Origin of the sequence: Methylobacterium aquaticum, from assembly GCF_016804325.1 — a bacterium.
GTDB lineage: Bacteria > Pseudomonadota > Alphaproteobacteria > Rhizobiales > Beijerinckiaceae > Methylobacterium > Methylobacterium aquaticum_C.
Genome location: NZ_CP043627.1, coordinates 4,179,885 through 4,205,081 on the forward strand (window position 1 = coordinate 4,179,885; position 25,197 = coordinate 4,205,081).

Consider the following 25,197-nt stretch of genomic DNA (forward strand, 5'->3'; position numbering starts at 1 on the left):
CCGTATCGTCTACAGTGTCTCGCCTGCCAGCCCGACTCCGCCGAGGGACCGGCCCCTCACCGCGGCTCCCCCTCCAGCCAGCGCCGGGTCGAGTGCTCGAGATGCCCGTGCATCGCCGCCTGGGCCCGGAGCGGGTCGCGGGCCTCCAGTGCCGCCAGCACCGCCTCGTGCTCGGCCAGCGCCAGGGCCCAGGTGGCGGGGGAATCGAAGCGGCTGCGCAGCCGGGCGGCGATCGGGCTGTGGCGGGCATCGAACAGGCCGGCGACGAGGCGGGTCAGCACGCTGTTGCCGGTCGCTTCGGCGACGGCCAGATGGAACAGCCGGTCGCTGTCGAGCGGCGCGCGTCCCTCCGCGATCTCGGTGCCCATGCGGTCGAGCGCCCGGCGTAGAGCGTGCAGGGCCTCGGGTGTGATCCGGGCGGCGGCGAGCGCCGCGACCGCGCCTTCGAGGGCGGCGCGGGCCTGCATCACCTCCTCCGGGCTGTCGCCGGCCGGCGCCGTGCGACCAGTACCCTTGCCCGCGTCCTTGCCCGCCTGGACGTAGATGCCCGACCCCATCCGGATCTCGACCGTGCCATCGATCTCGAGCGCGATCAGCGCCTCGCGCAACGAGGGACGGGAGACGCCGAGCTGCTGGGCCAGCTCGCGCTCCGCCGGCAGGCGGTCGCCGGCCCGGAGGCCGCCGGCCTCGATCAGCGCCCGGATCCGGTCGGCCACCTGCTGGTAGAGCCGGCCTTCGACCGGGCTGCCCGCGCTCATCCCCCGCCTCCGAACCGGCCCGGCCGGAACTGGCCTGACCACTATGCCGGATCATGCTGCCCGTTGCCCCTGCTGTCCGCAAGCCTCTCTCGCAGGGTCATGAAAGTGGCTTTACCAATCTTCCGAACCTGATAACGATTGCAGGCAGAAAGAAACGAATCGCCCTGGGGAGGGCTGTTGCCGTGCTCGACGGCGCAGAGAACGCGGCCGCGTCCGACGGCCTCGCGACCGAACGCGGCCGGGCGCCGGAGCGCTCCGGGCCGCTCCTGTCGCTATCCGGCATCGTCAAGGAATTCCCGGGCGTGCGGGCGCTCGCGGGCGTCGACTTCGACCTGCGCCGCGGCGAGGTCCATGCCGTCTGCGGCGAGAACGGCGCCGGCAAGTCGACCCTGATGAAGATCATCAGCGGCGTCCACGCCCCGAGCGCCGGCCGTCTCCTCTACAAGGGCGCCGAGCGCCGCTTCGCCTCGCCGCTGGAGGCCGAGGCCGTCGGGATCGCGATGATCCACCAGGAGCTCAACTTGGTGGCCCACCTCACGGTGGCGGAGAACATCTTCCTCGGCCGCGAGCCGAGGCGCGGCTTCCTGGTCGACCGGCGCGTCCTGCGGGCCGGCGCCAGGACCTGCCTCGACCGGCTCGGTGCGGCCATCGACCCCGATGCGCTGGTGCGCGACCTGCCCGTGGCGCAGTGCCAGCTCGTCGAGATCGCCAAGGCCCTGTCGCTGAACGCCGAACTGCTCATCATGGACGAGCCGACCTCGTCCCTGACCGAGCAGGAGGCGCGGCGGCTGTTTGCCGTCATCCGCGACCTGAAGGCGGCGGGCGTCGGCATCGTCTACATCTCGCACCGCCTCGACGAGATGCGCGAGATCGTCGACCGGGTGACGGTGCTCCGCGACGGGCGCCACGTCTCGACCGACGCGCTGGCCGCCACCACCATCGACGGGATCGTCGCCCGCATGGTCGGCCGCGCCCTCAACGAGAAATTCCCGGAGCGGACCTCCGTCCCGACCGATCACGTGATCCTGGAGGCCGCCGGGCTCACCCGCGCCGGTGCCTTCCGGGACGTGAGCTTCAGCTTGCGCCGCGGCGAGATCCTCGGGTTCGCCGGGCTGATGGGGGCCGGCCGCACCGAGGTCGCCCGCGCCCTGTTCGGGGCCGATCCGCTCGAATCCGGCACGATCGCCCTGGAGGGCCGGCCGCTCGCGATCCGCAATCCCCGCGACGCGATCGCGGCCGGCATCGCCTACCTGTCGGAAGACCGCAAGGCGCAAGGGTTGGCGGTCAAGATGCCGGTCGACGCCAACCTGACGCTGGCCAATCTCGGCGCGGTGGCGAACCGGCTCGGGCTGATCGACGCGGACCGCCACGCGGCGGCCGCGCGAGACTACGTCGACCGGCTCGGCATCAAGACGCCGTCCCTGCACCAGCCGGTGCGGCTTTTGTCGGGCGGTAACCAGCAGAAGATCATCATCGGCAAGTGGCTGTTTCGCGACGCGAAGGTGATGCTGTTCGACGAGCCGACCCGGGGCATCGATGTCGGCGCCAAGCTCGCGATCTACACGATCATGGATCGGCTCGCCGCCCGGGGCATCGGCGTGGTGCTGATCAGCTCGGAACTGCCCGAGATCTTGGGGCTCACCGACCGCGTCGCGGTGTTCCATCGCGGTCGCCTCGTGCGCATCCTCGACACCGCCCGCACCGATCAGGAGGAGATCATGCATCACGCCTCGGGCCTCGGGACGGAGCATTGAGATGTCGGCTGGCCTGAACCCTCCCGTCGCCGTCCCGCGCCGGCGCCTGTCCGACCGGCAGAAGGACCTGATCCAGAAATTCGCGGCTTTGGGCAGCCTCGTCGCCCTGGTGGCGGCGTTCTCGCTCACGAGCCCCGCCTTCCTGTCGCTCGGCAACGGGATGAGCATCGGCCTCCAGGTCACCTCGATCGCGCTCTTGGGCCTCGGCGCGACGGTCGTGATCATCGCGGGCGGCATCGACCTCTCGGTCGGCTCGGTGCTGGCGCTCGCCGGCGTCGTCGCGGCGCTCTGCGTCAAGGAGGTCGGCCTGCCCGTGCCGCTCGCCATGCTGGTCGGGATCGGCGTCGGCGGGCTCTGCGGCCTCGTCAACGGGCTCGTGGTCACGCGGCTCAAGCTGCCGCCCTTCATCGCGACGCTGGGCATGATGCTGATCGCCCGCGGCCTCGCCCTCCAGATCACCGGGGCGCGGGCGGTCTCAGGGCTCGGCGAGAGCTTCGGCGAACTCGGCAACGGCGCGCTCCTGCGCATCGTGCGGGTCGGCGACGACGGATTTCCCGACGTGGTGTTCCCGGGCATCCCCTATCCGGTGCTGCTGATGGCCGGCCTCGCCGTCGTGGTGGCGTTCGCGCTGCGGCGCTCGGTGCTCGGCCGCCACGTCTACGCGGTCGGCTCGAACGCCGAGGCGGCGCGGCTGTCGGGCGTCGCGGTCGACCGGGTGGTGACCTTCACCTACGTGCTCTCGGGGCTGCTCGCCGGGCTCACCGGCTGCGTGCTGATGTCCCGCCTCGTCACCGCCCAGCCGAACGAGGGCGTGATGTACGAGCTCGACGCCATCGCGAGCGCGGTCATCGGCGGCACCTCGCTCGCCGGGGGGGTGGGGACGATCTCCGGCACCGTCATCGGTGCCTTCGTGATCGGCATCCTGCGCAACGGCCTCAACATGAACGGGGTCTCGGCCTTCACCCAGCAGATCATCATCGGTTTCGTCATCCTGCTGACCGTATGGATCGACCAGCTCCGCAACCGCCGCTGACAGGGCGACCGGGAGAAACCCGGCGCCGACCTTGGAGGGGACCCCATGAAAGCGTTTGCCGCCGCCCTGCTCGTCTCGGGACTTCTCGCCGCGATCCCGGCGAAGGCCGGCGAGATCGCCGTGATCGTCAAGACGGTGAACTCGACCTTCTGGCAGAACGTCCAGAAGGGCGCCGAGACCGCCATGAAGGACGTGCAGGGCCACACCCTGACCTTCCAGGGCCCGGCCGCCGAATCGGCCATCGCCGACCAGGTCAACATGGTGGAGAACGCCGTCAACCGGCGCGTCGCCGGCATCGTGCTGGCGCCCTCCGATCCCGACGCCCTGGTGCCGGCGGTCAAGAAGGCCTGGGAGGCGCGGATCCCGGTGGTGATCCTCGATTCCGGCCTCGCGAAGGGGGCGGAGGCGTATTACCAGTCGTTCCTCGCCACCGACAACCGCAAGGCCGGGGAACTGGCCGCTCGCGCCCTCATCGAGCGGACCGGCCCGGAGGGCAAGATCGCGGTGATGTCCTACGTCGCCGGCACCGGCTCGGAGGTCGGCCGCGTCGGCGGCTTCACCGATTACGTGAAGGCGCATTCGAAGCTCCGGATCGTCGGGCCGTACTACTCGCAATCCCAGATGGCGACGGCGCTGAACCAGACCGCCGACGTGCTCGCCGCCCATCCCGACCTCAAGGGCCTCTTCGGCGCCAACGAGCCCACCGCCATCGGCATGGGCCGGGCCCTCAAGCAGGCCGGCCGGGCCGACAAGGTCGCCGCCGTCGGCTTCGACGGCAACCAGGACCTCCAGGACTTCGTCAAGGACGGAACCCTGGCGGCGATCGTCGTCCAGGGCTCGTTCCGGATGGGGGAACTGGGGGTCGCGACGGTCGCCAAGGTGCTCGCCAGGCAGAAGGTGGAGAAGTTCATCGATACCGGCGTGGTCCTGGTGACGAAGGAGAATATCGGGACGGAGGACGCGAAGAACGTGCTGTATTGAGCGCGTCGCACGAGCGTATGAACCCTCCCCCTCTGCGGGGGAGGGTGGTCCCTGCGTCAGCAGGGGCCGGGAGAGGGGCAGCGCGACGATTCTGGGTTGGCGCTCGTCACCATGGTCGCGACCTCTCCGGAAGCCGCGTCCCCTCTCCCGGCCTGCTCCGCAGGCCACCCTCCCCCGCAAAGGGGGAGGGTTTGCGACGGCCGCCATCGCCGGCTCACCCGACCGGATCCGCTACCCCTATCCCCAAGGACCCCCATGCACCCCGCCACCCCCCGCCGCCACGCCCGCACCGGGCTGACCCTCACCGCCCTCGGGCTCGGCGGCGCGCAGATGGGCGGCCTGTTCCAGGCGACGACCCTCGACGAGGCCGCCGGCGCCTTCCGGGCGGCCTGGGAGCGGGGCGTGCGCACTTACGACACCGCGCCGTTCTACGGCTTCACCCGCGCGGAGCGCCGTCTCGGCACGCTGCTCACCGAGGAGCCGCGCGACGCCTACGTCGTCAGCACCAAGGTCGGCCGCGTGATGGTGCCCGACCCGAGCGTCGGCGCGATGGAGGAGGGCTACGCCGAGCCGCTGCCCTTCCGCCCGGCCTTCGACTACAGCCATGACGGCGTGCTGCGCTCCTTCGAGGCGAGCCGGCAGCGCCTCGGCATCCTCGACCCCGACATCCTCTACGTCCACGATATCGGCCGCGTCACCCATGGCGAGCGCCACGCCCATCATTGGGAGCAACTGACGGCGGGCGGCGGCTTCCGGGCGCTGACACGGCTGCGCGAGGAGGGGGCGGTGCGGGCGATCGGGCTCGGCGTCAACGAGTGGGAGATCGTCGCCGAGGCCATAGAGGTGGCCGATCTCGACCTCTGTATGCTCGCCGGCCGCTACACGCTGCTGGAGCAGGACAGCCTGACGCTGATGGACGAATGCGCCCGCCGCGGCATCGGGATCGCGGTGGCCGGCGCCTTCAATTCCGGGCTGCTCGCCGGGCAGAACACCTACAACTACGCCGAGGCGCCCCCCGCCCTCGTGGCCCGGACGCAAGCCCTGCGGGCGGCCTGCGCCGAGGAGGGCGTGCGGCTCGAGGCGGCGGCGCTGCAATTCCCCCTGCTGCATCCGGCCGCCCTCACCGTCGTCACCGGCGCCCGCGACGCCGCGCAGGTCGAGGCCAACGCCGCCCGGTTCGCGGACCCGATCCCCGAGGGGTTCTGGGCCCGGCTGAAGGCGCGCGGCCTGATCCACGAAGCCGCCCCGGTCTGACATCATGCGCATCGACGCCCATCACCACCTCTGGCGCATCGCCGACCGGGCCGGCCAGTGGCCGCCGCCGGACCTCGCGGCGATCCACCGCGACTTCACCCTCGGCGACCTGGCGCCTATGCTCGCCGCCGGCGGCATCGACGGCACCGTGCTGGTCCAGACCCTGGAGGACGAGGCCGAGACGGATGCGATGCTGGCACTCGCCGCCCGCGCGCCCGTCATCCGCGGCGTCGTCGGCTGGACCGACCTGAAGGCGCCGGACGCGCCGGCAGCCATCGCGCGGCTCGCCCGCGACCCGCACCTGAAGGGCTTGCGCCCGATGCTGCAGGATAATCCGGACGATTCCTGGATCGCCGACCCTCTCCTCGCGCCGGCCGTCGACGCGATGGTGGCCCACGACCTCGCCTTCGACGCCCTGGTGCGGCCGCGCCAGCTCGACGCCCTGCTGACCTTCGCCACCCGCCATCCGACCTTGCGCATCGTCGTCGATCACGGCGCGAAGCCGGAGATCGCGGCGGGCGGCACGCCCGGATGGCGCGAGGCGATGGCCGCGCTCGCCGCCCGGCCCAACGTCCGGTGCAAGCTCTCCGGCCTCCTGACCGAGGCGGGGACGAGGGGGGCGGAGGCCGTGCGCCCCTGTGCCGAGGCGATCCTGGACCTGTTCGGGCCCGCCCGGGTGCTGTGGGGCAGCGACTGGCCGGTGCTGAACCTCGCAGGCTCCTACGAGGGCTGGCTGCGGCAATGCCGGGACCTGGTGCCGCCCGCCGATCACGACGCGGTGTTCGGCGGCAATGCGATCTCCTTCTATAAACTCGATCACGCGTGAGGAGCGGCTGAGATGCAACGCATGGGCATGGTCATCGGCGTGAACCCGGACCAGATCGCGACCTACAAGCGCCTGCACGAGGCGGTGTGGCCGGAGGTGCTGGACCTCATCGGCCGCTGCAACATCCGCAACTACACGATCTTCCTGCGCGAGCCGGAGAACCTGCTGTTCGGCACCTGGGAATACCACGGCACCGACTTCGCGGCCGACATGGCCAAAATGGCGGCCGACGCGAAGAACCAGGAATGGTGGACCCTGACCATCCCGTGCCAGCGGCCCTTCGAGAGCCGCGCCGAGGGCGAGTGGTGGGCGATGATGGAAGAGGTGTTCCACCACGATTGAGCGGCCGCGCTCACCCGTCGCCGCGGGTAAGTCCCGCCTGGATCGCGGCGGCGAGGTCCGCCTCCGGCATCGCCTGCCACGCCTCGGCGAGGGACAGCCGCACCGAATGCGCGCCGCCCGACGGCGTGCAGACCACCGCCCGACGCCCCGGGCTGGCGAGCTTGTCCTTCGCCGCCTCCGGCATGTCGGCGAGCGCCTCGATGCAGGTCCAGGCGGTGCCGTCCGGGGTGGTCACGTCGCGCTGTTCGCTCATGGTGTCGGTGTCGCTCCGGATCGCGGGTGCCGGCTCCGAGCCGGCCGCCCGGCGGGCAACCCCGAACCGGGCCGAAGGGTTTCCGCGGCGGTGCCGCGAGGCGTCCGGACGAAGCCGCATCCGGCGCTTCGGCCCGGCATCGCCCCGGGACCACCGGGGGCGAATCGCGGCGAATACGTTGAGGCCGCAGCCGAATGGCCCCCGATCCTTCGCTGCCCCATGAATTGCTCAAGGTCAGAAACGTAACGGATACTTAACATCGGTGCATTCATGGTATCGTCAATTGGTGGCGGGCGGATGCGGCGATGCTTGGGAATTTCATGATTCGTACGCGGCTTTATGCCGGATTTGGTTCATTGGTCCTGATCTCCGCTGCGATAGGCGGTTTTTCGATCAGTCAGCAATCGCAAATTCGCGATCAATACGAGCATAGGGCCAGACTCGAGAGTGTCGCCCGCAAGGTCCTGGCGGTCCAGGGGGCGTCGACCGCGCTGACGGGCGAATCCGAGCAGTACAAGCTCGCCCCCGATCCCGCGAAGATCGTCTCGATGCAGCGGGCGCGGGAGACCATCGAGGAGAGCAGCCAGCATCTTGCCGAGGTCGCGGTCTCCGAGGAGCGCCGCAAGCTCTATGAAGGCTTGCGGGACCATGCGCGCCAGCTGACGCCGGAACTCGAGCGGCTGATCGCCGCCGGCCGCGCCATGGCGGAGGCGAAGGCGACCCTGTTCCCCGGCGGCGACGAGCTGACGCGGGCGACCTCCGCCCTGGTGGCCGACATGCGCGCCCGCGGCAACGACGCCCAGATCCTGCAGGCGGCCGTGACCGAGGGCGCGATGCTGCTGGTCCGCGTCGCCAACTGGCGCTTCCTCGCCGTGCGCGACGCCAAGGGCCCGGCGACCTTCGCCGCCAACGCCGCCAAGGCGGAGGCGGCGCTCAAGGCCATGCGCGGGCTCGATCCGGCGGGAACCTTCGCCCAGCCCATCCTGGCCGTCGACCGGGCGCTCGCCGCCTACGCCACGGCCTTCCACGCCTTCGCCACCGCCCTGGCGAACAGCGAGACGGCGTTCGCCACCGGCATCAAGCCCCATGCCGCCGCGATCGAGACGGCGGCGGCCGCCGTGCGGACCCGGATCGAGACGGCCGTCACCGAGAGCGAGGCCGCCACGCAGGCCGTGGCGGCGCGGACCCGGGCGATCCAGCTCGCCCTGATCGCCGTCGCCCTGGTCCTCGGCGGCGGCCTCGCCGTCCTGATCGCCCGCGGCATCGTCCGGCCGATCGGCGGGATGACCGCGGCGATGAAGCGGCTGGCGCACGGAGAGACCGACCTCGCCGTGCCGTCCCGCGATGCGCGCGACGAGATGGGCGAGATGGCCCAGGCGGTCGAGGTCTTCCGCCAGAACGCCATCGCCCGCATCGCGCTCGAGGAGCAGCAGCGCGACGAGCAATCCGCCCGCGAGCGCCGCGCCGACCGGGTCGATCAGCTGGTGCGGGGCTTCCAGCACCGGGTCGCGGGCGCGCTCGAGATCGTCACCTCGGCCGCGACCGAACTCGACGCCACCGCCCGCACCATGACGGGCGTCGCCGACACCACCAGCACCCAGGCCCAGGCCTCCAGCGGCACCGCCGAGCAGGCCTCCGCCAGCGTCCAGATGGTCGCGGCGGCGGCCGAGGAGATGGTGTCCTCGCTCCACGAGATCGAGCGGCAGGTGCTGCGCTCGAACGAGGTCGCCGGCACGGCCGCCCGCGAGGCCGCGGCGACCGATGCCGCCATGACGAGCCTGAGCGCCGCCGCCACGCAGATCGGTGCCGCCGTGGCGACGATCACCGCCATCGCCGACCAGACCAACCTGCTCGCGCTCAACGCCACGATCGAGGCGGCGCGGGCCGGTGCGGCGGGACGGGGCTTTGCGGTCGTAGCCGCCGAGGTGAAGGAGCTCGCCGCCCAGACCTCCCGGGCGACGGTCGAGATCGGCGGCCAGATCACGGCGATCCAGGCCGCCACCGGCCAGGCGGCCGGCGCCATCGGACAGATCGGCCAGACCATCGCGGCCATCAACGAGATCAGCGGCATGATCGCCGCCACGGTGACCGAGCAGACCGCCGCGACGACCGAGATCTCGCGCAACGCCTCGCAGGCGGCCCGGGGCACCCAGGACGTGAGCGCCGCGATGGCCGGCGTCCTCGGCTCGGCCGGCGAGACCGGCAGCGCCGCCTCGCAGGTGCTGATGGCGGCGGCCGAGCTCGCCACCCAGTCGCTCACCGTCAAGCAGGAGGTCGACGGCTTCCTGCGCGACATCCAGGCGGCCTGACGCGGCATGCGGGGCGGGACGTGCCCGTCTCGCCCCGCCATCCGATCGATCGCGCCCCCGCCGCGGCCAAGGTGGCGGGGGCGCCTGGTTTCGAAGTCCGCTCTTCGAGAAAGACCCGGCCGGATGCCGGCTCTCGCGTCACGCCGCCCGGATCTCGCCCAGGAACACGCCCACCGCCGCGCTCATCGCCTCCGCCTGCCGGCCGAGGTCGCGGGTGGTGTCGGCGACGTGGGTGGCGGCCTCGGCGGTGCCGCCGGCATCCTCGCGCACCCGGTCGATCAGGCGGGCGACCTCGTCGGTGCCGGCGCTGACGTCGCGGGTGCTGCGGGCGATCTCGGCGGTGGCGGCGCTCTGCTCCTCGACCGCGGCGCTGATCATCGCGCTGCTCTCGCTGACCTGGCCGATCGTCCGGCGGATGCGGGCGATCGCCTCGACCGAGCCGTCCGCCGCCGCCCGCATGGTGTCGATCTGCCCGGTGATCGTCCCGGTGGCGCGGGCGGTCTGCTGGGCCAGGGCCTTCACCTCCGCGGCGACAACCGCGAAGCCGCGGCCTGCGCTTCCGGCGCGCGAGGCTTCGATGGTGGCGTTGAGCGCCAGCAGGTTGGTCTGCGTGGCGATGGACGAGATCATTGTGACCACCTCGCCGATCTGCGCCACCGCCCCAGCGAGGGATGCGACCTGCGCGGCCACCGCATCGGACTGCGCCACCGCATCCGCCGCCACCGCGTGGGAGCGGCCGACCTCGCCGGCGATCTCGGCGATCGCCGCGCGCAGCTGCTCGGCGGAGCGGGCCACCTGCTCGGTGCCGGCCGAGGCCTCGATCACCGCCGCCGCGACGGCGGTCGCCGCCTCGGTCGAGTGCGCGGCGTTGCGCGACAAGGCCCCGACGGTGCCGTCGAGGGCGCGGGTCCGGTCGGCGACCACGCCGATCGCCGCGAGCACGCGCGCCTCGAAGGCCTGGGCCAGGGCGGCGGTGGCGCTGCGCCGGCTCGCCTGCTCGGCTTGCGCGTAGGTCTCGAGCAGCACTTCCAGGTCGAGCCAGGCCGCCCGGGTGAGCGCGCCCTGGAGCGCCGCCGCGTCCTTGCCCGCGAACAGACGGCGCGGCCCGCCGAGGCCCAGCGCCTCGGCAAGGCCCGCCGTCACCGTGGCATGGCAGATCGCGACCGCGTAGGCCGGCACCTGTCTGGCATAGAAGACCGAGGCGAGGCGCTCGGCCGAGGCGGTGAAGTCCGGGCCGAAATCGCCGCTCACCACCCGCATCCAATGGGCGACCCGGGCCGCGTGCACGTCCGGATCGCGCAGGGTCTCCTGGATCTCCGGCCAGTCCGCGAAGCGGGCGTTCCAGTCGGCGAGAAGCCCCGGCAGGCGCTCCCGCGCGAAGCCGCCGAGGCTGCGCAGCCGGACGACGTCGTCGTCCGTAAGGCCGAAAGTGGCGAAGCGCCGGGCTTGCGCGGCGGCGACGAGCGTCTGATCCATGGCTCAGTTGCACCTATTCAGGTGTGCAACTTATGCGAGTTGTCGCGATAATTTTCGGTTACCGCCGATCCACCGGACGATTCGGTATCGGGATGAGGACCGGCCGCGAGGCTGCGGGCGCAGTCGGCGATCTGCCGGCGCAGCCAGGCATGATCGGGATGACGCTCGACCCGCCGGGCCCAGACCAGGGCCGAGCGGGTGACCGGCAGGTCCGGATCCGCCGGCAGAGCGGCGCAGGCGACCGGATGCACCATGGCGAGGGTGCGGGCGATCCGCTCGGCCATCACCGCCACCAGGTCGGAGCGGGCGAGGATCGGTGCCGCCGACAGGAACGGCGCCGCCATCGCGACCCGGCGCGGCGGCAGGCCCCGCCTCGCCAGGATGCCGTCGAGGAAGCCGACATCGTCGCCGGTCGAGGAGACGACGAGGTGCGACAGCTCGGCCAGGCGCGCGTAGGTGAGGGGCGCGGCCAGGCCCGGATGCCCGCGCCGGGCGACGACGGCGAACCCGTCCCGGATCAGCGTGGTGGTGCCGAAGCGCTCGCCCTCGACCCGGCCGGGCGCGACGATCGCGAGATCGACGTCGCCGCGATCCAGGAGGTCGTCGACCCGCACGGTGCCGCTCGGGCTCATGTGCAGGCTCAGGCGAGGCGCCCGGCTCCCGATCCATTCGGCGATCGGAGCGGCCAGCACCACGGCGGCGGTGTTGTTGAGGACCAGGCGAAACCGCGCGGTCGAGGTGGCGGGATCGAACCGGTCCTGGTGCAGGGCGCCTTCGATTTCGGCCAGCGCCCGGCGCACCGGCCCGGCGAGGTCGAGGGCCCGGGGCGTCGGGCTCATGCCCTCGGGCCCGCGCACGAACAATTCGTCGTCGAGCGCCCGGCGCAGCCGCTGCAGCGCGTGGCTCACCGCCGACTGGCTCAGGCCCAGCCGCTCGCCCGCGCGCGTCACGTGGCGCTCGCGCATGATCGCGTCGAACACGATGAGGAGCTTGAAGTCGAACGCGTCCCAGTTCACGGGCGCGGGTTGTAGCGGAGCGGCGGGGCGGGGGATAGGCGGAGCGCGACGGATCAACCCTCCCCCCTCTGCGGGGGAGGGTGGACCCTGCGTCAGCAGGGGCCGGGAGAGGGGCAGCGCGACGATGCCGGGTGTGGCGCCCTTTGTGACGGTCGCGACGTCTCCGGAAGCGGCGTCCCCTCTCCCGGCCTGCTCCGCAGGCCACCCTCCCCCGCAATGGGGGAGGGTTCAGGCGCCCGAGTCGCGACCTGCTTCGCCTTACCCCTGCTTCATCTTCGTCAGCGTCTCGCCCGGCACCCCCGAGAAATTGTTCGACAGGAGGTAGCGCGGGCTCGACTTGATCCAGGTATCGAGGTCGATCTCCTCGAACTTGCCGTTGTCCCAGGTCTGGACGATCTCCAGGTCCTCGTCGCCGGTGTTCTTGATCGCGTGGCCGAAGCCCATCGGGATGTAGGCGACGTCGCCGGGCTTGAACTCGGCCACCTTCCCGCGCCCGCCCGAGCCGAACAGGGCCACCTGGCCCTTGCCCTCCAGGTAATAGTGCCACTCGTTGGCGTTGACGTTCCAGTGCAGCTTGCGCATCTGCCCCGGCCGGATCGTCATCACCCCGCCCGACATCGTCTTCTGGATCGGCCACTCGTCGACGGTCGCGAGGCGGAAGGTGCCGCCGTCGAACTCGCGGACCGCCCGCGGGTCCTTGAGCAGGCGGAACTTGTGGGTCGATTCCTTCGGCCAAGGCGCGTCGAGGGCGTCCGACACCGGCACCACCGGGCCGGCCTGGATGTAGGCCTCGCCCTTCGGGAAGGCGTCGAAGGCGTTCGCCGGCAGGCCGAAATCGAGGGCCAGCATGTCCTTCGGCGTCACGTCGATCCAGTCGGTGATCGAGAACGTGCCGTGCTCCGAGAAGGCGCCGTTGTCGAAGGACAGGATGAAGTGGCACGGCTTGTCGCCGATGGTCTGGATCGAATGGCCGTGGCCCTTCGGGAAGTACCAGAGGTCGCCGGGCTCGTAGTTGTTGATCTCGCTGGCACCAGACGGATCGAGCACCACGGTCTGGCAGCGGCCGTCGATGACGTAGGCCCATTCGGCCGCGATGGCGTGCCAGTGCAATTCGCGCGAGGCGCCGGGCTCGAGGAACATGTGGACGCCCGCGATCCCCTTGCTGATGGGGAACTGGTGGACGGTGGCTTCCTTGGCCCAGCCGCCGGAGGTCACCTTCGGGCGGTTGCCGTCGAGCGAGAAGCGGAAATCGGGCATCGCCCCGACATCCTGCGGATCGTGGTAGGCGACCTTCGCCCCCGGCGGCAGCGACACCGATTGCCGGCCGTAGCCGCCGTCGCCCGGATTGCCGTGGTCGTGCTCGAGGGCCTTCGCGCCCGTCGCCATCATGCCGGCGCCGAGCGCCGCGCTCCCCAGAAACAGCCGCCGCGTCTGGTCCATGGTGCTTCCCCCTTCACGAATGACGGGACGGCCTTCGCCGACCACTCGTTCCCGGCCCGTCGGGCCTTGGCGCGGCAAGCTGGAGCAGGGCGGTGCGCGCGTGAAACGCATTGTCGGCATCCCCGCATGGCCGGCATTCATGATGCCGGACGACGAAGGGGAGGGAGTGCGGATGTCCTGGCAGATCTGGGCGCTGGTCTCGGCCCTGTTCACCGCGATCACGGCCGTGCTGGCCCGGGCCGGCAGCGTCGGCGCGGAATCGGACGCCGCCGCCTTCATGCGCTCGGTGGTGATCCTGGTGGCGCTCGGGGCGCTCTGCCTCGCCACCGGCCAGTGGCAGGCCCTGCGGGCGCTCACCGGGCGCAACCTCGGCTTGCTCAGCCTATCGGGGCTCGCCACCGCGGGGTCCTGGGCCTGCTACTTCCGCGCCCTCAAGGTCGGCGGCGCGGCGCAGGTCGCGACCCTCAACAAGCTGTCGATCGTGCTGGTGGCGGTGTTCGGCGCGACGCTCCTGGGCGAGCGGTTGTCGGAGGTGAACTGGCTTGGGGTGGGATTGGTCGTGGTGGGGGCTTATCTTCTGACCTGGCGGGGATGAGGCGGGCTCCCGGCTCCCCGAGGTCGCCCGTCACGGCCACACCTTGATCGAGACCTGCCGCCGCACGAGGTCGCGCTCCGAGGTGACCTCGCAGCCCCTGGTCTTGAGCGTGACGTAGTAGAGCGTCGCGGTGTCCCCCACCGTGTCGAAGTTGCGGCCCGGGGCGGCGGGATCGATCAGCGAGGGATAGCTGACGAGCTCGCCGCCGGCTTGGCAGGGGTCGTCGTAGAGGGTGGACCCGGCGATCAAGAGGCGCGGCGCGTCCCAGGCGAGGAGATCGCGCGACGTGGTCCAGTAGATTCCGGAGCGGGGAAAGACGCCGCCGGCGGCGGCCTGGAACAAAGCGATCCAGGCCTTGGTACCGCGGTGGCGGCTCACCGAGCCGACCGGGGCCGGGAACGGCGCCACCGGCGCGCAGGACCCGACGGGTTTCGCACCCTTCAGGTACGGGTTGGGGAAGCGGGCGGTGAAGCCCTTGCCGTCGAAGGCGCGCCAGCGGGCGGGATCGGTCACGTCGTCGCTGCGGAACAGGCAGACGCCGAAGGGCTGGCCGGTCCAGCCGGTGGTCGAGGCGTAGAAGTAGCGGAAGCGGCCGTCGGCGAAGATGTTGGAGGGGTTGAAGAAGCCGCGGTGGCGGCCCTGCTCGACCTCCTGGCGGAAGGGGGCCGCCGCCACCACCGTCGGCGGCGCGGTGCGGGTGAAGCTGCGCCCGCCATCGCTCGAGCGGGCGGCGAGCACCGCGTTGTACCAGCAGGCGAGCGTCCCCGTGGTGCGGCAGCGCTTGTGCTCGTCGGCGTGGTATTCCTCGTGCAGCAGCGCCTCGACCCGCCTGCCGTCCTCGGTCCAGGTGGCGGTGATCCAGGTGCGGTCGTCGAAGGCCTCGGGCTCCGGCTTGAAGGCGGAATCGAGCACCACCGTGCAGTCGAGCTTCAAGCTGTCGAAGTCGCGGCCGCGAAAGGCGCGGTTGCGATAATGCATCCCGAACAGCACGATCCCGCCATCGGCCTCGCGGAACGCCCGGGCGGGGGCGTCCGGCACGTCGTGCCCGTCGCAGGCGTCGCGCTTGGGCGTGAAGACGGTGCGGGGCGCGCCGATCAGGGTCAGGGCCGAGAGCGGCGGCTCGGCGGCGGCAGGCTTCAGCGTGGCCGCGACGCAGAGACACGCGAGGAGGAGGCGGAGGAGCATGCGGCATCCCTGGACTTCGCGGCCGAGCCTGCCCAAGAGTGCTTGAGGCTTGCTTTCGGCCGTCGCCGAGTCCGGCCGTTCTCGTGAGGGTTTTCCCCCGATGTTCCTCCTGATCGCCGGCCTCGTGCTCTTCCTCGGCACGCACGCCTTCACGATGGCCCGCGGCCCCCGCGCCGCCCTGATCGCCCGGGTGGGGGAGGGCCCCTACAAGATCGGCTATTCGGTCGCGTCGCTCCTCGGCCTCGTGCTGCTCGGCTACGGCTACGGCCAGTACCGGGCGGAGGGCATGATCGCGGTGTGGTCGCCGCCGGTCTGGACCCGCCACCTCGCGCTGCTGCTGGTGCTCCTCGCCTTCATCGCGTTCGTCGCCGCCTACCTGCCGGGGCGGATCAAGGCGCGCCTGAAGCACCCGATGCTGCTCGGCGTGAAGATCTGGGCCACCGCGCATCTGCTGGCCAACGGCGATCTCGGTTCGATGATCCTGTTCGGGGCGATCCTGGCCTGGGCGGTGATGGCGCGGATCAGCGCCAAGCGTCGCGACGAGGTCAAGCCGCACGGGGGCCCGGTCGTGGCGCCTGCGGGCTGGCGCAACGACGCGCTCGCGGTGGTGATCGGCGTCGCGGCCTGGTTCGTCTTCGCCCGGGTGCTGCATCCCTGGCTGATCGGCGTCGCGGTCTGGCCGGGCCAAGGCATGACCTGACTCCATGACCTGACTCGCGGCATGACCCGATTCGTCGCCGGGCCTGACTTCCCGCCGGGACTGTGCTACGCGACCGGCCCTGTCGCACGGTCGCGGCGAAGAGCCCACCGGTTCCTCGGGTGGCGGCGAGCCATAAGAAGATCATGAGCGAGAACGAGTTCATCCGCGAGGTCAACGACGAGTACCGGCGCGACCGCCTGACCCAGATCTGGTCGCGCTACAGCGGCGTGTTCATCGGTCTCGCGGTGCTGGTGGTGCTCGGTGTCGGCGGCTGGCGCTACTGGCAGCACGCGCAGGCCCAGCAGGCCGAGGCCGCGAGCCAGCGCTTCGAGGAGGCGCTTCGGCGCGCCAAGGACGGCACGCCGGAGGATGCCGAGAAGGCCTTCGCGGGCGTCGCCGCCGAGGCGCCGTTCGGCTACCGCCTGCTGGCGCGCCTGCGCGCCGCGGCCGAGGCCGGCAAGGCCGATCCGGCGGCCGGCGCCAAGGCCTATGCGGCCATCGCCGACGACAATGCGGTCGGCCAGTCCCTGCGCGACCTCGCCCGCCTGCGCGGGGCGCTGCTCCTCGTCGACAAGGACGATGCGGGTGCGCTCAACAGCCTCCAGAGCCTCGCCGCCCCGTCGAACGCCTTCCGCCACACCGCCCGCGAGACGCTGGGCCTCGTGGCGCTCAGGAAGGGCGACTTCGAGGGCGCCGGCCGCTGGTTCGACCAGATCGCCGCCGACCGCGAGACCCCGGCGGGCCTGCGCCAGCGGCTCGAGATCTATGTCGGCCTGGTGGCCGGCGGCGCGGTGCAGGTGACCGCGGCCGCCGCCCCGGCTCCGGCCGCGCCGCGGCCGCCGGCCTTCCTCGGGACGGCCGCGCCCGACCACGAGGAGGCTCCGGCGACGGCTGCACCCGAGGCGCCCGCGCCCGAGGCTCCGGCTCCCGCGACGCGCTAAAAACCCCATGGCGCGGGACCCCTTCGTCCCGCATCATCATCATCTCGACAGGGCGGCGCGCCTCGCGGCGTGCCCGCCCGCTGCTATTTTTAGGAAGACCTCCATGTCGATGCCCATCGTCGCGATCGTCGGGCGTCCCAACGTCGGCAAGTCGACGCTGTTCAACCGTCTCGTCGGCCGCAAGCTCGCCCTCGTCGACGACCGTCCGGGCGTGACCCGCGACCGGCGCGAGGGCGAGGTGCGCCTCGGCCACCTGCGCTTCCGCATCCTCGACACCGCGGGGCTGGAGGAGGCCGAGGCCGATTCGCTCGCCGGCCGGATGCGCGCCCAGACCGAGGCCGCCATCGCCGAGGCCGACGCGGTCCTGTTCGTGATCGATGCCCGCGCCGGCCTCCTGCCCGCCGACCAGCCCTTCGCCGAGCTGGTCCGCCGGGCCGACAAGCCCGTGATCCTGCTCGCCAACAAGGCCGAGGGCGGGGCCGGCATGGCCGGCGCCTACGAGGCCTTCGCGCTGGGCCTCGGTGATCCCGTCCCGCTCTCGGCCGAGCACGGCGAGGGCATGGGCGACCTCCTCGACGCGCTGGAAGCCGTGCTGCCGGAGCAGGACGACGACGATGACGAGGAGGGCGGCGAGGGCAAGCCGCTCAAGGTCGCGATCGTCGGCCGCCCGAATGCCGGCAAGTCGACGCTGATCAACCGGATGCTCGGCGAGGACCGGCTGCTCGTCGGCCCCGAGGCCGGCATCACCCGCGATTCGATCTCGCTCGACTGGGAGTGGCGCGGCCGGCGGATCAAGCTGCACGACACCGCCGGCATGCGCCGCCGCGCCCGGATCGACGACAAGCTGGAGAAGCTCGCGGTCTCGGACGGCCTGCGCGCGGTGCGCTTCGCGGAAGTGGTGGTGGTGCTCCTCGACGCGACCATCCCGTTCGAGAAGCAGGACCTGACCATCGTCGACCTGGTCGAGTCGGAGGGGCGCGCCCTCGTGATGGGTCTCAACAAGTGGGACCTCGTCGCCGACCAGCCGGGCCTCCTGAAGGACCTGCGGGAGAAGGCCACCCGCCTGCTGCCGCAGGTGCGGGGTGCTGCGGTGGTGCCGCTCTCGGGGCTGGCCGGCGAGGGCATCGACAAGCTGATGCATGCGGTGACCTCCACCGCCGAGGTGTGGAACCGCCGCATCTCGACCGCGAAGATCAACCAGTGGCTGAGCGAGGCGACGCAGGCCAACCCGCCCCCGGCCGTGTCCGGCCGGCGGGTCAAGATCCGCTACGCCACCCAGGTGAAGTCGCGCCCGCCGCACTTCGCCCTGTTCGGCAACCAGCTCGACGCGCTGCCGAAATCCTACACCCGCTACCTCGTCAACAGCCTGCGCGAGGCCTTCGAGCTGCCGGGCGTGCCGATCCGCCTGTCGCTCCGGACCTCGAAGAACCCGTTCGACAAGAGCGAGTAGGGCGACAGGCTCAGCGCGGTCTCTGGTCGGCGGGGAGGTTGCGGGCGTAGGCCTCGCGCTCCTCCTTCTCGCGGATCAGCTTCTCGTAGGCCGCCTTGGCCTCCGGCGACACCGTGAGGGTGCGCGCCTGCGCGGACTTGCGCTTGGGCGCACGCTTGAACCGGTCGGTGGATTCGCTCATCGCCTGAACACCCCCGTCTTGCCTGATTACCGACAGATCTACCGCGTTCCGTCCGCCTTGGCGACCGCCAATGACCGAGCGGCAGGCCGAATCGTCCAGGCCCGAGAAAGCTTTGCCGACTGGGACCGCGACTTCGCCGTCGCCTGATCTCCCCGGTCGGAAGGTGGAAACCCGGCCGGGGCGATGCGAGAGTGATGGGATGGCTCCTCCTCTCCCCACCCGCTGGGTCGTCATCGGCAACAGCGGCTCGGGCAAGAGCACGCTCGCCGAGTGCCTGGGCACGGCGCTGTCCGTGCCGGTCCACGACCTCGACCTCGTCCATTGGCATCCCGACGGGGTCAAGCGCGACGAGGACGAGGCCCGGGAGCGCGTCGCCGGGATCGCGGCGAGCGATGCCTGGATCATCGAGGGCGTCTACGGCTGGCTGTCCCAGGTCGCGCTCGCGCGGGCGACCCTGCTGATCTGGCTCGATCTCCCGTGGGAGGTCTGCCGGGAGGGTTTGCTCGCCCGCGGCCTGCGGCGCGGCATGACCCTGGACGACCAGAGGGACCTGCTGGCCTGGGCGGACGGATATCGGGCCCGGACCACCTCGTCGTCGTTCACCGGCCACCGGCGGATCCATGACGCCTTCGCCGGCGCCAAGGTCCGTCTGCGCACCCGCGACGAGGCGGCCGCTTTCGCCTCGCGATGGTCCGGGGCAGGGGACAGACCATGAGCGGGTGCTCGGCAGGCTAGCGCAGGCGGATCAGCCGATCCCGCAATCCCGCCGGATACAGCGCCGGCCCACCGGGACGATCGAGCGCATCGATGTTGAACCACGCCGCCCGGCATGGCGCGCCATCGTCTTCGCGGAAGTCGATGAAGTCCGTGTCGGCCAAGCATCCCTCGGCCAAGCATCCCTCGGGCAGGCGGATCTCGAACAGGGCGACGATCTCGTGGCCGAGGTGCCCGTGGTGGGTGTAGAGGCTCTCCAGGAAGAAGGGCGGCCCGACGGTCTCGACGTCGAGGCCGAGCTCTTCCTTGAACTCCCGGATCACCGCGTCCCGCGCCGTCTCCCCGAACGCGACGCCGCCGCCGAGCGGCCGGACGCCCTTGACGGTCCCGTCGTCGTCCGTGACCTCGGCGGCGAGCAGGCGGTTGCCGCGCCAGGGCAGGCCGAGCGCCTTGAACCGGATCCGCGCTTCGGGCCGCCAGACGGTCATCCGCCCTCTCCCCGGCGTCTAGAGCACTTCACGATCGCGCTGCAATCGCGAAGCTCTCTAGGTCGTTGATTTTGCCGCATTTTCTGCGACGAACCGGTATCCACTTCGTCGGAAAATGCTCTAGTCCCGGCCCCGCCCCACCAGCCAGGAGGGATCGAACCAGCGGTCGGCCTCGCCGTCATAGGGCAGGCGGGTGATGTCCCATTGCTGGATGAACGGCGCGTAGACGTTCCAGACCGCGATGCCGCCGCCGACATAGATGCGCCGGCCGGGATAGCGCGCCAGCACCATTCGCGGGTCCTCGTGCGAGCGGATGATGGCGATGGTGCGGTCCTTGAAGGCGAAGTCCGGTACCGCCTCGATGGTCTTCGGGCCGGCGATCAGCACGTGCCCCTGCGTCACGGCGAAGAAGCGCGTCACGTCCTCGACGTAGAGCGGATCGGTGTTGCCCTCCCAGGGCAGCCGCCCGTGGAGGCCGAGCTGGCCCCGCTGCCCGATGGCGCACATCGCCCGCACGTCGATCATCGGCTCGTCGTCCCCCGGCCGCGCCGTCCGGGCGCCGCCCCCTGATAGACCCTTTGCCCCTCCGAGGGCCAGCCGGCCGAAGGAGGGAGGCTCACGCGCCGGAGCACGCGGCCTTCCTGATCGTGTCGTATTCCGGCAGGGCGCCGGCCGGCATCGGCTTGCCGTAGAGATAGCCCTGGAGCTGGGTGCAGCCCTCGCGGCGCAGGCATTCGGCCTGGTCCGGCGTCTCGACGCCCTCCGCGGTGGTGGCGATGCCGAGGCTGCGGCCGAGCCCGGTGATCGCCCGCACCACCGCCAGGGCCTCGCGGCTGTCGCAGACCCCGCTCACGAAGGCACGGTCGATCTTGATCTTGTCGAACCGGAACGCGCACAGGTAGCTCAGGGACGAGTAGCCGGTGCCGAAATCGTCGAGCGCGATCCGCGTCCCGAGCTGCCCGATCTGTCCCAGCAGCGCGAGGTTGTTCGACGAGGCGTCGAGCAGAACCGATTCGGTGATCTCGAGTTCGAGCTGGTCGGCGGGCAGGCCCGAGGCGGCGAGCGCCGAGGCGACCTGCGCCGCGAGCCCCGCGTGGCGGAACTGCACCGGCGACAGGTTGACGGCGACGCTGCGGCCGCTCGTCCAGCCGCTCGCCTCCCGGCAGGCCTCGCGCAGCACGAAGGCGCCGATCTCGTGGATCAGGCCGGTCTCCTCGGCGACCGGGATGAACTCGAGGGGCGAGATCGGGCCGCGCGACGGGTGATGCCAGCGCAGCAGCGCCTCGTACCCGACGGTCTCGCCGTCCTCCGCCCGGACGATCGGCTGGTAGTGCAGGCCGAGCTCGCGCCGGGTGATCGCCCCGCGCAGGTCGGTCTCGATCAGGCGGCGGCGGCGGGCCGAGGCCGCGAGGGCGCCGTGGAAGCGCACGGGCCGGCCGCGACCGCTGCGCTTCGCCTCGTCGAGCGCGAGCTCGGCGCCGCGCAGGAGCCCGTCGGTGCCGTCGGCATCGGCCGGCGCGAGGGCGATGCCGATGCTGAGGCCGGCGACGATCCGCTGGCCGTCGATCTCGATCGGCTCGCGCGCCGCGGCGACCAGGCGCTCGGCCAGGGCCTCGGCTTCCGCCTCCGCCGCGAGGAGCGGGACGACGACCGCGAACGAGTCGCCGCCGAGGCGCGCCAGGGTGTCGCCCGGGCGCAGGGCTTCCTGGACGCGCCGGGCGACGACGCGCAGCAGCTGGTCGCCGACCGGGTGGCCGAGATCGTCGTTGATGCACTTCAAGCCGTCGAGGTCGAGGCACAGCACCGCCGTGCCGGTCGCCGCCGTGCCCGCCGCCCGGGCGGCCGCGGCCAGGGCCTCGCCGAGCCGCTGCCGGAACAGCTCGCGGTTGGCTAGGCCGGTCAGCATGTCGTAATGGGCGAGGTGATGGATCCGCACGTTCGCGGCATGCGCCTCGCTGACATCCTCGGCGATGAGCAGGCCGTGGACCGGTTGCTCGCCGCGCCCGGCGATCGCGAGGGCGCGCATCCGGAGCGTGCGCGGACCGCAGGCGGTCGCGACCGGCGCCTCGAGGACGATCGTGGACGGCGATGGATTGCCGGTCGTCGCGAGGGCGCGCTTCAGCAGCGTCGCGACGGCGGTCGGCAGGGCCGTCTCAGCCGGCCGGCCGACGAGCGCGCCGGCGCAGCCGCAGAACAGCGTCGTCGCCTGGCGGTTGGCGAGCCGGATCAGCCCCGTCGTCGCGTCCTGCACGATGACGCTCGACGGCATCGTGGCGACCACGCTGTCGAGAAAGTCCGTCGTGGCGGCCAGCTCGTCGCGATGGCGCTCGGCCAGTTCCTTGGCCTTCAGGATCTGCAGCTCCTGCGCCCGCTTCTCGGTGCGGTCGCGGGTGATCTTGGCGAAGCCGAGGAGGCGGCCGTCCTCGTCCCGGATCGCGTCGATGACGACGAGGGCCCAGAACGCCGTCCCGTCGCGGCGGTAGCGCCAGCCTTCCGCCTCGAAGCGCCCGGTCTCCCGGGCCTGGCGCAGGCCGGCCTCCGGCACGCCCGCGGCCCGATCCTCCGATCCGTAGAAGCAGGAGAAGTGCCGGCCCACGATCTCGCCGGCAGCGTATCGCTTGATCCGTGCGGCCCCGTCGTTCCAGTTCACCACGATCCCGTCGGGATCGAGCATGAAGATCGCGTAATCCGTGACGCCCTGGACGAGCAGGCGGTACAGGACGTCGGTCGTTGCGGTCACGGCTGCCTGTCCCGGATGCGGCCGAACCCCGGCAAAGTTCGGCGCGATGATGTTCTTACGGGTCCTTGGTGGGCAGGAGTTTCCTAACGCGGTCCTAAATTACGCTGCCGTAAGGGTCGCAACGGTACGGTCAGGACAAAAAGCCACATTCGTGTTTCCCGCGAAGGCGGAAAAATGTTCTTCGCGGAAGCGGAGGCGCCGGTGAAAGACACAAAACATGTATTTCGCCGTGACCGTCGGGTGCGGGGCGCCGGACCGTACGGCATGCGCGGCGCCATCGTTGCGGCGTCGCAAACCGCGACACGCCCGTTCGTCACCGCCGTGGCGGCGTCGTGCAGCGGGCGTGTCGCGAGAGGGGTTTGGCTCAGGCCGGCTTCTGCGGCGTCAGCACCCGGCCGGTCGGGAAGTCGAAGATCGTCCCGCTCCCGGTCCAGTCCGGGCTCGCCAGCCGCACGATGTGGGGCGCCAGGTCCTCCGGGGTGCGCAGGGTCTCCGGATCCTCGCCCGGCATCGCGGCCTTGCGCATCGCGGTGCGCAAGGGGCCGGGATTGAGCAGCATCGCCCGCACCGGGGTCGTCTCGGTCTCGGCCGCGTAGGTCCGCACCAGCGCCTCGAGCGCCGCCTTCGACACCGCGTAGGGGCCCCAATAGGCCCGGCACGACGAGGCCGCGCCGGAGCTGACGAACACCGCCCGCCCCGCATCGGAGCGGCGCAGGAGCGGATCGAGGGAGCGGATCAGGCGCCAGTTCGCCGTGACGTTGACGTCCATCACGTTCGCCCAGACCTTCGGGTCGACATGCCCGAGCGGCATCAGCTTGCCGAGCACGCCGGCATTGCCGACGAGCACGTCGAGCCGGCCCCAGCGCTCGTTGATCGCGGCGCCGAGGCGGTCGATGGCGTCGTAGTCGGAGAGGTCGAGGGGGACGAGGGTGGCGGAGCCGCCCGCCGCCCGGACGGCGTCGTCGAGATCCTCGAGGGCGCCTTGCGTGCGGGCGACCGCGATCACGTGGGCGCCGGCCTCGGCCAGCGCCAGGGACACCGCGCGGCCGATGCCGCGCGAGGCACCCGTCACGACGGCGATGCGGTCGGCGAGGGGCTTGGCGGGGAGGGGCTTGGCGGGGAGAAGGATGTCGGACATCGGGGGCCTTGCGCTCAGTCGGCCTCGGCGAGGATCGCCATCCGGCGCGGCGAGGCGACCGCGAGGTCGGTCAGCGCCGTCGGGTAGTCGCCGGTGAAGCAGTGGTCGGTGTATTGCGGGCAGGAGGCGTCGCGGCCCTCCTCGCCCATCGCCCGGTACAGCCCCTCGATCGACAGGAAGGCGAGCGAGTCGGCGCCGATATACTGGCGCATGCTCTCGAGGTCGTGGGTGGCGGCGAGCAGCTTCTCCTTCTCCGGCGTGTCGATGCCGTAGAAGTCGGGATGGGTGATCGGCGGCGAGGCGATGCGGAAATGCACCTCGCGGGCCCCGGCCTCGCGCATCATCCGGACGATCTTCACCGAGGTGGTGCCGCGCACCAGGCTGTCGTCGACCAGCACGATCCGCTTGCCCTCGACCGCCGCCCGGTTGGCCGAGTGCTTCATCCTGACGCCCAGTTCGCGCACCGACTGGGTCGGCTGGATGAAGGTGCGGCCGACATAGTGGTTGCGGATGATCCCGAGCTCGTAGGGCAGCCCGGTCTGCTGGGCGTAGCCGAGCGCCGCCGGCACGCCGGAATCCGGCACCGGGATGATGATGTCGGCCTCGGCCGGCGATTCCTTCGCCAGTTCGACGCCGATGTTCTTGCGCACCGAGTAGACGTTCTTGCCGTTCACGACCGAATCGGGACGGGCGAAGTAGATGTACTCGAAGATGCAGGGGCGCAGCGGTTGCGCCCGGGCGAAGCGGATCGACTCGATGCCCTCTTCCGAGATCACCACCATCTCGCCGTTCTCGACGTCGCGCACGAAGCGGGCGCCGATGATGTCCAGCGCGCAGGTCTCGGAGGCCAGGATGTAGCGGCCGTCGAGCTCGCCCAGCACCAGCGGGCGGATGCCGAGCGGATCGCGGGCGCCGATCAGCTTCTTGTTCGTCATCATCACGAGGGCGTAGGCGCCCTCGATCTGGCGCAGCGCATCCATCACCCGGTCGACGATGCGGACGTGGCGCGAGCGGGCGACGAGGTGGAGGATCGCTTCCGTGTCGGAGGTCGACTGGCAGATCGCGCCGTCGCGCACGAGCTGGCGGCGCAGCAGGAGGCCGTTGGTCAGGTTGCCGTTATGGGCGACCGAGAGCCCGCCGGTCTCGAGCTCGGCGAAGAGCGGCTGCACGTTGCGCAGGATCGTCTCGCCGGTGGTCGAGTAGCGCACGTGGCCGATCGCGGTCTCGCCCTTCAGGCGCTCGATCGTCGCGAGGTCGGAGAACGAATCGCCGACGAGGCCCATGCGGCGCTCGGAATGGAACACCCGGCCGTCGAACGACACGATGCCGGCCGCCTCCTGGCCGCGATGCTGCAGGGCGTGCAGGCCGAGCGCCACGATCGCCGAGGCGTCCGGGTGGCCGTAGATGCCGAAGACCCCGCATTCCTCGCGCAAGGTATCGCCGTCGAGGTCGAGATCGCCGCCGAACGCCTCGCTCGCCCCGGGGGCGCCCCGGAAGGTTTCGCTGCGTGCTGACATGATGAGAAGCCCCTGGTGGCCGGTCACCGCACGGCCTCGCCTCGCCGACCCCGCGCACCGACACCATCCGCGCGCGAGCCTGATTCACCCGGAAAGGCAGGTTTCG

Annotated in this window: 24 protein-coding genes; 12 read left to right on the forward strand and 12 right to left on the reverse strand. The window is 71.5% G+C overall.

The genetic code is table 11. The features are described 5' to 3' along the window. Positions 1 to 56: 56 nt before the first annotated feature. Positions 57 to 758: a FadR/GntR family transcriptional regulator gene (locus F1D61_RS19050; RefSeq protein WP_203153213.1), complete on the reverse strand. Its 702-nt coding sequence runs from the start codon at positions 756 to 758 to the stop codon at positions 57 to 59. A gap of 182 nt (positions 759 to 940) precedes the next feature. Between F1D61_RS19050 and F1D61_RS19055 the strand changes: the two genes are divergently transcribed. The 6 genes from F1D61_RS19055 (at position 941) to F1D61_RS19080 (ending at position 6,948) form a co-directional block, all read left to right on the forward strand. Beyond that, the gene (locus tag F1D61_RS19055) at positions 941 to 2,512 is read left to right on the forward strand and encodes a sugar ABC transporter ATP-binding protein (protein ID WP_246775411.1); all 1,572 of its coding nucleotides are present in this window, start codon (positions 941 to 943) and stop codon (positions 2,510 to 2,512) included. Position 2,513: 1 nt separating this feature from the next. Then, on the forward strand, positions 2,514 to 3,545 hold the full coding sequence (locus tag F1D61_RS19060; protein ID WP_203153215.1) for an ABC transporter permease: 1,032 nt from the start codon (positions 2,514 to 2,516) through the stop codon (positions 3,543 to 3,545). A 45-nt stretch (positions 3,546 to 3,590) separates the two neighbouring features. After that, on the forward strand, positions 3,591 to 4,526 hold the full coding sequence (locus F1D61_RS19065; protein ID WP_203153216.1) for an ABC transporter substrate-binding protein: 936 nt from the start codon (positions 3,591 to 3,593) through the stop codon (positions 4,524 to 4,526). Positions 4,527 to 4,781: 255 nt separating this feature from the next. Further along, positions 4,782 to 5,780: an aldo/keto reductase gene (locus tag F1D61_RS19070; protein ID WP_203153217.1), complete on the forward strand. Its 999-nt coding sequence runs from the start codon at positions 4,782 to 4,784 to the stop codon at positions 5,778 to 5,780. A gap of 4 nt (positions 5,781 to 5,784) precedes the next feature. Further along, complete coding sequence (locus tag F1D61_RS19075) at positions 5,785 to 6,606, forward strand: amidohydrolase family protein (protein WP_203153218.1); 822 nt, start codon at positions 5,785 to 5,787, stop codon at positions 6,604 to 6,606. 12 nt (positions 6,607 to 6,618) lie between these two features. Further along, positions 6,619 to 6,948 (forward strand): L-rhamnose mutarotase, encoded by a 330-nt coding sequence (locus F1D61_RS19080; protein ID WP_203153219.1) that lies wholly within the window; start codon positions 6,619 to 6,621, stop codon positions 6,946 to 6,948. Between the two features lie 10 nt (positions 6,949 to 6,958). On the opposite strand, the gene F1D61_RS19085 is transcribed toward F1D61_RS19080, so the two are convergent. Next, a complete protein-coding gene (locus F1D61_RS19085) occupies positions 6,959 to 7,201 on the reverse strand; it encodes a hypothetical protein (RefSeq protein WP_203153220.1) in 243 nt (80 codons plus the stop codon). Between the two features lie 548 nt (positions 7,202 to 7,749). On the opposite strand from F1D61_RS19085, the gene F1D61_RS19090 reads away from it, so the two are divergent. Further along, positions 7,750 to 9,510 carry a methyl-accepting chemotaxis protein gene (locus F1D61_RS19090; protein WP_348649363.1) on the forward strand — a complete coding sequence of 587 codons (1,761 nt, stop codon included), beginning with the start codon at positions 7,750 to 7,752 and terminating at the stop codon, positions 9,508 to 9,510. Between the two features lie 138 nt (positions 9,511 to 9,648). On the opposite strand, the gene F1D61_RS19095 is transcribed toward F1D61_RS19090, so the two are convergent. From F1D61_RS19095 to F1D61_RS19105, 3 genes are all read right to left on the reverse strand, one after another. Continuing rightward, positions 9,649 to 10,986: a globin-coupled sensor protein gene (locus F1D61_RS19095; protein ID WP_203153222.1), complete on the reverse strand. Its 1,338-nt coding sequence runs from the start codon at positions 10,984 to 10,986 to the stop codon at positions 9,649 to 9,651. A 17-nt stretch (positions 10,987 to 11,003) separates the two neighbouring features. Then, positions 11,004 to 12,002 carry a LysR family transcriptional regulator gene (locus F1D61_RS19100; protein ID WP_203153223.1) on the reverse strand — a complete coding sequence of 333 codons (999 nt, stop codon included), beginning with the start codon at positions 12,000 to 12,002 and terminating at the stop codon, positions 11,004 to 11,006. Positions 12,003 to 12,260: 258 nt separating this feature from the next. Continuing rightward, the gene (locus F1D61_RS19105) at positions 12,261 to 13,442 is read right to left on the reverse strand and encodes a cupin domain-containing protein (protein ID WP_203153224.1); all 1,182 of its coding nucleotides are present in this window, start codon (positions 13,440 to 13,442) and stop codon (positions 12,261 to 12,263) included. 172 nt (positions 13,443 to 13,614) lie between these two features. Between F1D61_RS19105 and F1D61_RS19110 the strand changes: the two genes are divergently transcribed. After that, positions 13,615 to 14,037, forward strand: a complete 423-nt coding sequence (locus F1D61_RS19110) for an EamA family transporter (RefSeq protein WP_246775412.1) — start codon at positions 13,615 to 13,617, stop codon at positions 14,035 to 14,037. 30 nt (positions 14,038 to 14,067) lie between these two features. On the opposite strand, the gene F1D61_RS19115 is transcribed toward F1D61_RS19110, so the two are convergent. Beyond that, complete coding sequence (locus F1D61_RS19115; RefSeq protein WP_203153225.1) at positions 14,068 to 15,222, reverse strand: hypothetical protein; 1,155 nt, start codon at positions 15,220 to 15,222, stop codon at positions 14,068 to 14,070. 100 nt (positions 15,223 to 15,322) lie between these two features. Here F1D61_RS19115 and F1D61_RS19120 point away from each other — a divergent pair, with 100 nt between their 5' ends. The 3 genes from F1D61_RS19120 to der all read left to right on the forward strand — a co-directional run bounded on the left by F1D61_RS19120 (position 15,323) and on the right by der (position 18,313). Continuing rightward, entirely contained in the window at positions 15,323 to 15,922 is a 600-nt protein-coding gene (locus tag F1D61_RS19120) for an NnrU family protein (protein WP_203153226.1), read from the forward strand. A gap of 140 nt (positions 15,923 to 16,062) precedes the next feature. After that, positions 16,063 to 16,863: a tetratricopeptide repeat protein gene (locus F1D61_RS19125; protein WP_203159154.1), complete on the forward strand. Its 801-nt coding sequence runs from the start codon at positions 16,063 to 16,065 to the stop codon at positions 16,861 to 16,863. A gap of 103 nt (positions 16,864 to 16,966) precedes the next feature. Beyond that, on the forward strand, positions 16,967 to 18,313 hold the full coding sequence (gene der / locus F1D61_RS19130; protein ID WP_203153227.1) for a ribosome biogenesis GTPase Der: 1,347 nt from the start codon (positions 16,967 to 16,969) through the stop codon (positions 18,311 to 18,313). A 10-nt stretch (positions 18,314 to 18,323) separates the two neighbouring features. Here der and F1D61_RS19135 read toward each other — a convergent pair whose 3' ends face one another. Beyond that, positions 18,324 to 18,494, reverse strand: coding sequence for a hypothetical protein (locus tag F1D61_RS19135; RefSeq protein ID WP_165082330.1), 171 nt, complete (start codon positions 18,492 to 18,494; stop codon positions 18,324 to 18,326). Positions 18,495 to 18,693: 199 nt separating this feature from the next. Here F1D61_RS19135 and F1D61_RS19140 point away from each other — a divergent pair, with 199 nt between their 5' ends. Further along, positions 18,694 to 19,209, forward strand: a complete 516-nt coding sequence (locus tag F1D61_RS19140) for an AAA family ATPase (RefSeq protein ID WP_203153228.1) — start codon at positions 18,694 to 18,696, stop codon at positions 19,207 to 19,209. A 16-nt stretch (positions 19,210 to 19,225) separates the two neighbouring features. Here F1D61_RS19140 and F1D61_RS19145 read toward each other — a convergent pair whose 3' ends face one another. The 5 genes from F1D61_RS19145 to purF form a co-directional block, all read right to left on the reverse strand. Further along, positions 19,226 to 19,696, reverse strand: a complete 471-nt coding sequence (locus F1D61_RS19145; RefSeq protein ID WP_203153229.1) for an NUDIX hydrolase — start codon at positions 19,694 to 19,696, stop codon at positions 19,226 to 19,228. 120 nt (positions 19,697 to 19,816) lie between these two features. Then, on the reverse strand, positions 19,817 to 20,221 hold the full coding sequence (locus tag F1D61_RS19150; RefSeq protein ID WP_203153230.1) for a dihydrofolate reductase: 405 nt from the start codon (positions 20,219 to 20,221) through the stop codon (positions 19,817 to 19,819). Positions 20,222 to 20,312: 91 nt separating this feature from the next. Next, a complete protein-coding gene (locus tag F1D61_RS19155) occupies positions 20,313 to 22,436 on the reverse strand; it encodes a putative bifunctional diguanylate cyclase/phosphodiesterase (protein WP_203153231.1) in 2,124 nt (707 codons plus the stop codon). A 364-nt stretch (positions 22,437 to 22,800) separates the two neighbouring features. Further along, positions 22,801 to 23,574, reverse strand: coding sequence for an SDR family NAD(P)-dependent oxidoreductase (locus F1D61_RS19160; RefSeq protein WP_203153232.1), 774 nt, complete (start codon positions 23,572 to 23,574; stop codon positions 22,801 to 22,803). A 14-nt stretch (positions 23,575 to 23,588) separates the two neighbouring features. After that, positions 23,589 to 25,091 carry an amidophosphoribosyltransferase gene (purF, locus tag F1D61_RS19165; protein WP_203153233.1) on the reverse strand — a complete coding sequence of 501 codons (1,503 nt, stop codon included), beginning with the start codon at positions 25,089 to 25,091 and terminating at the stop codon, positions 23,589 to 23,591. Between the last annotated feature and the right edge of the window lie 106 nt (positions 25,092 to 25,197).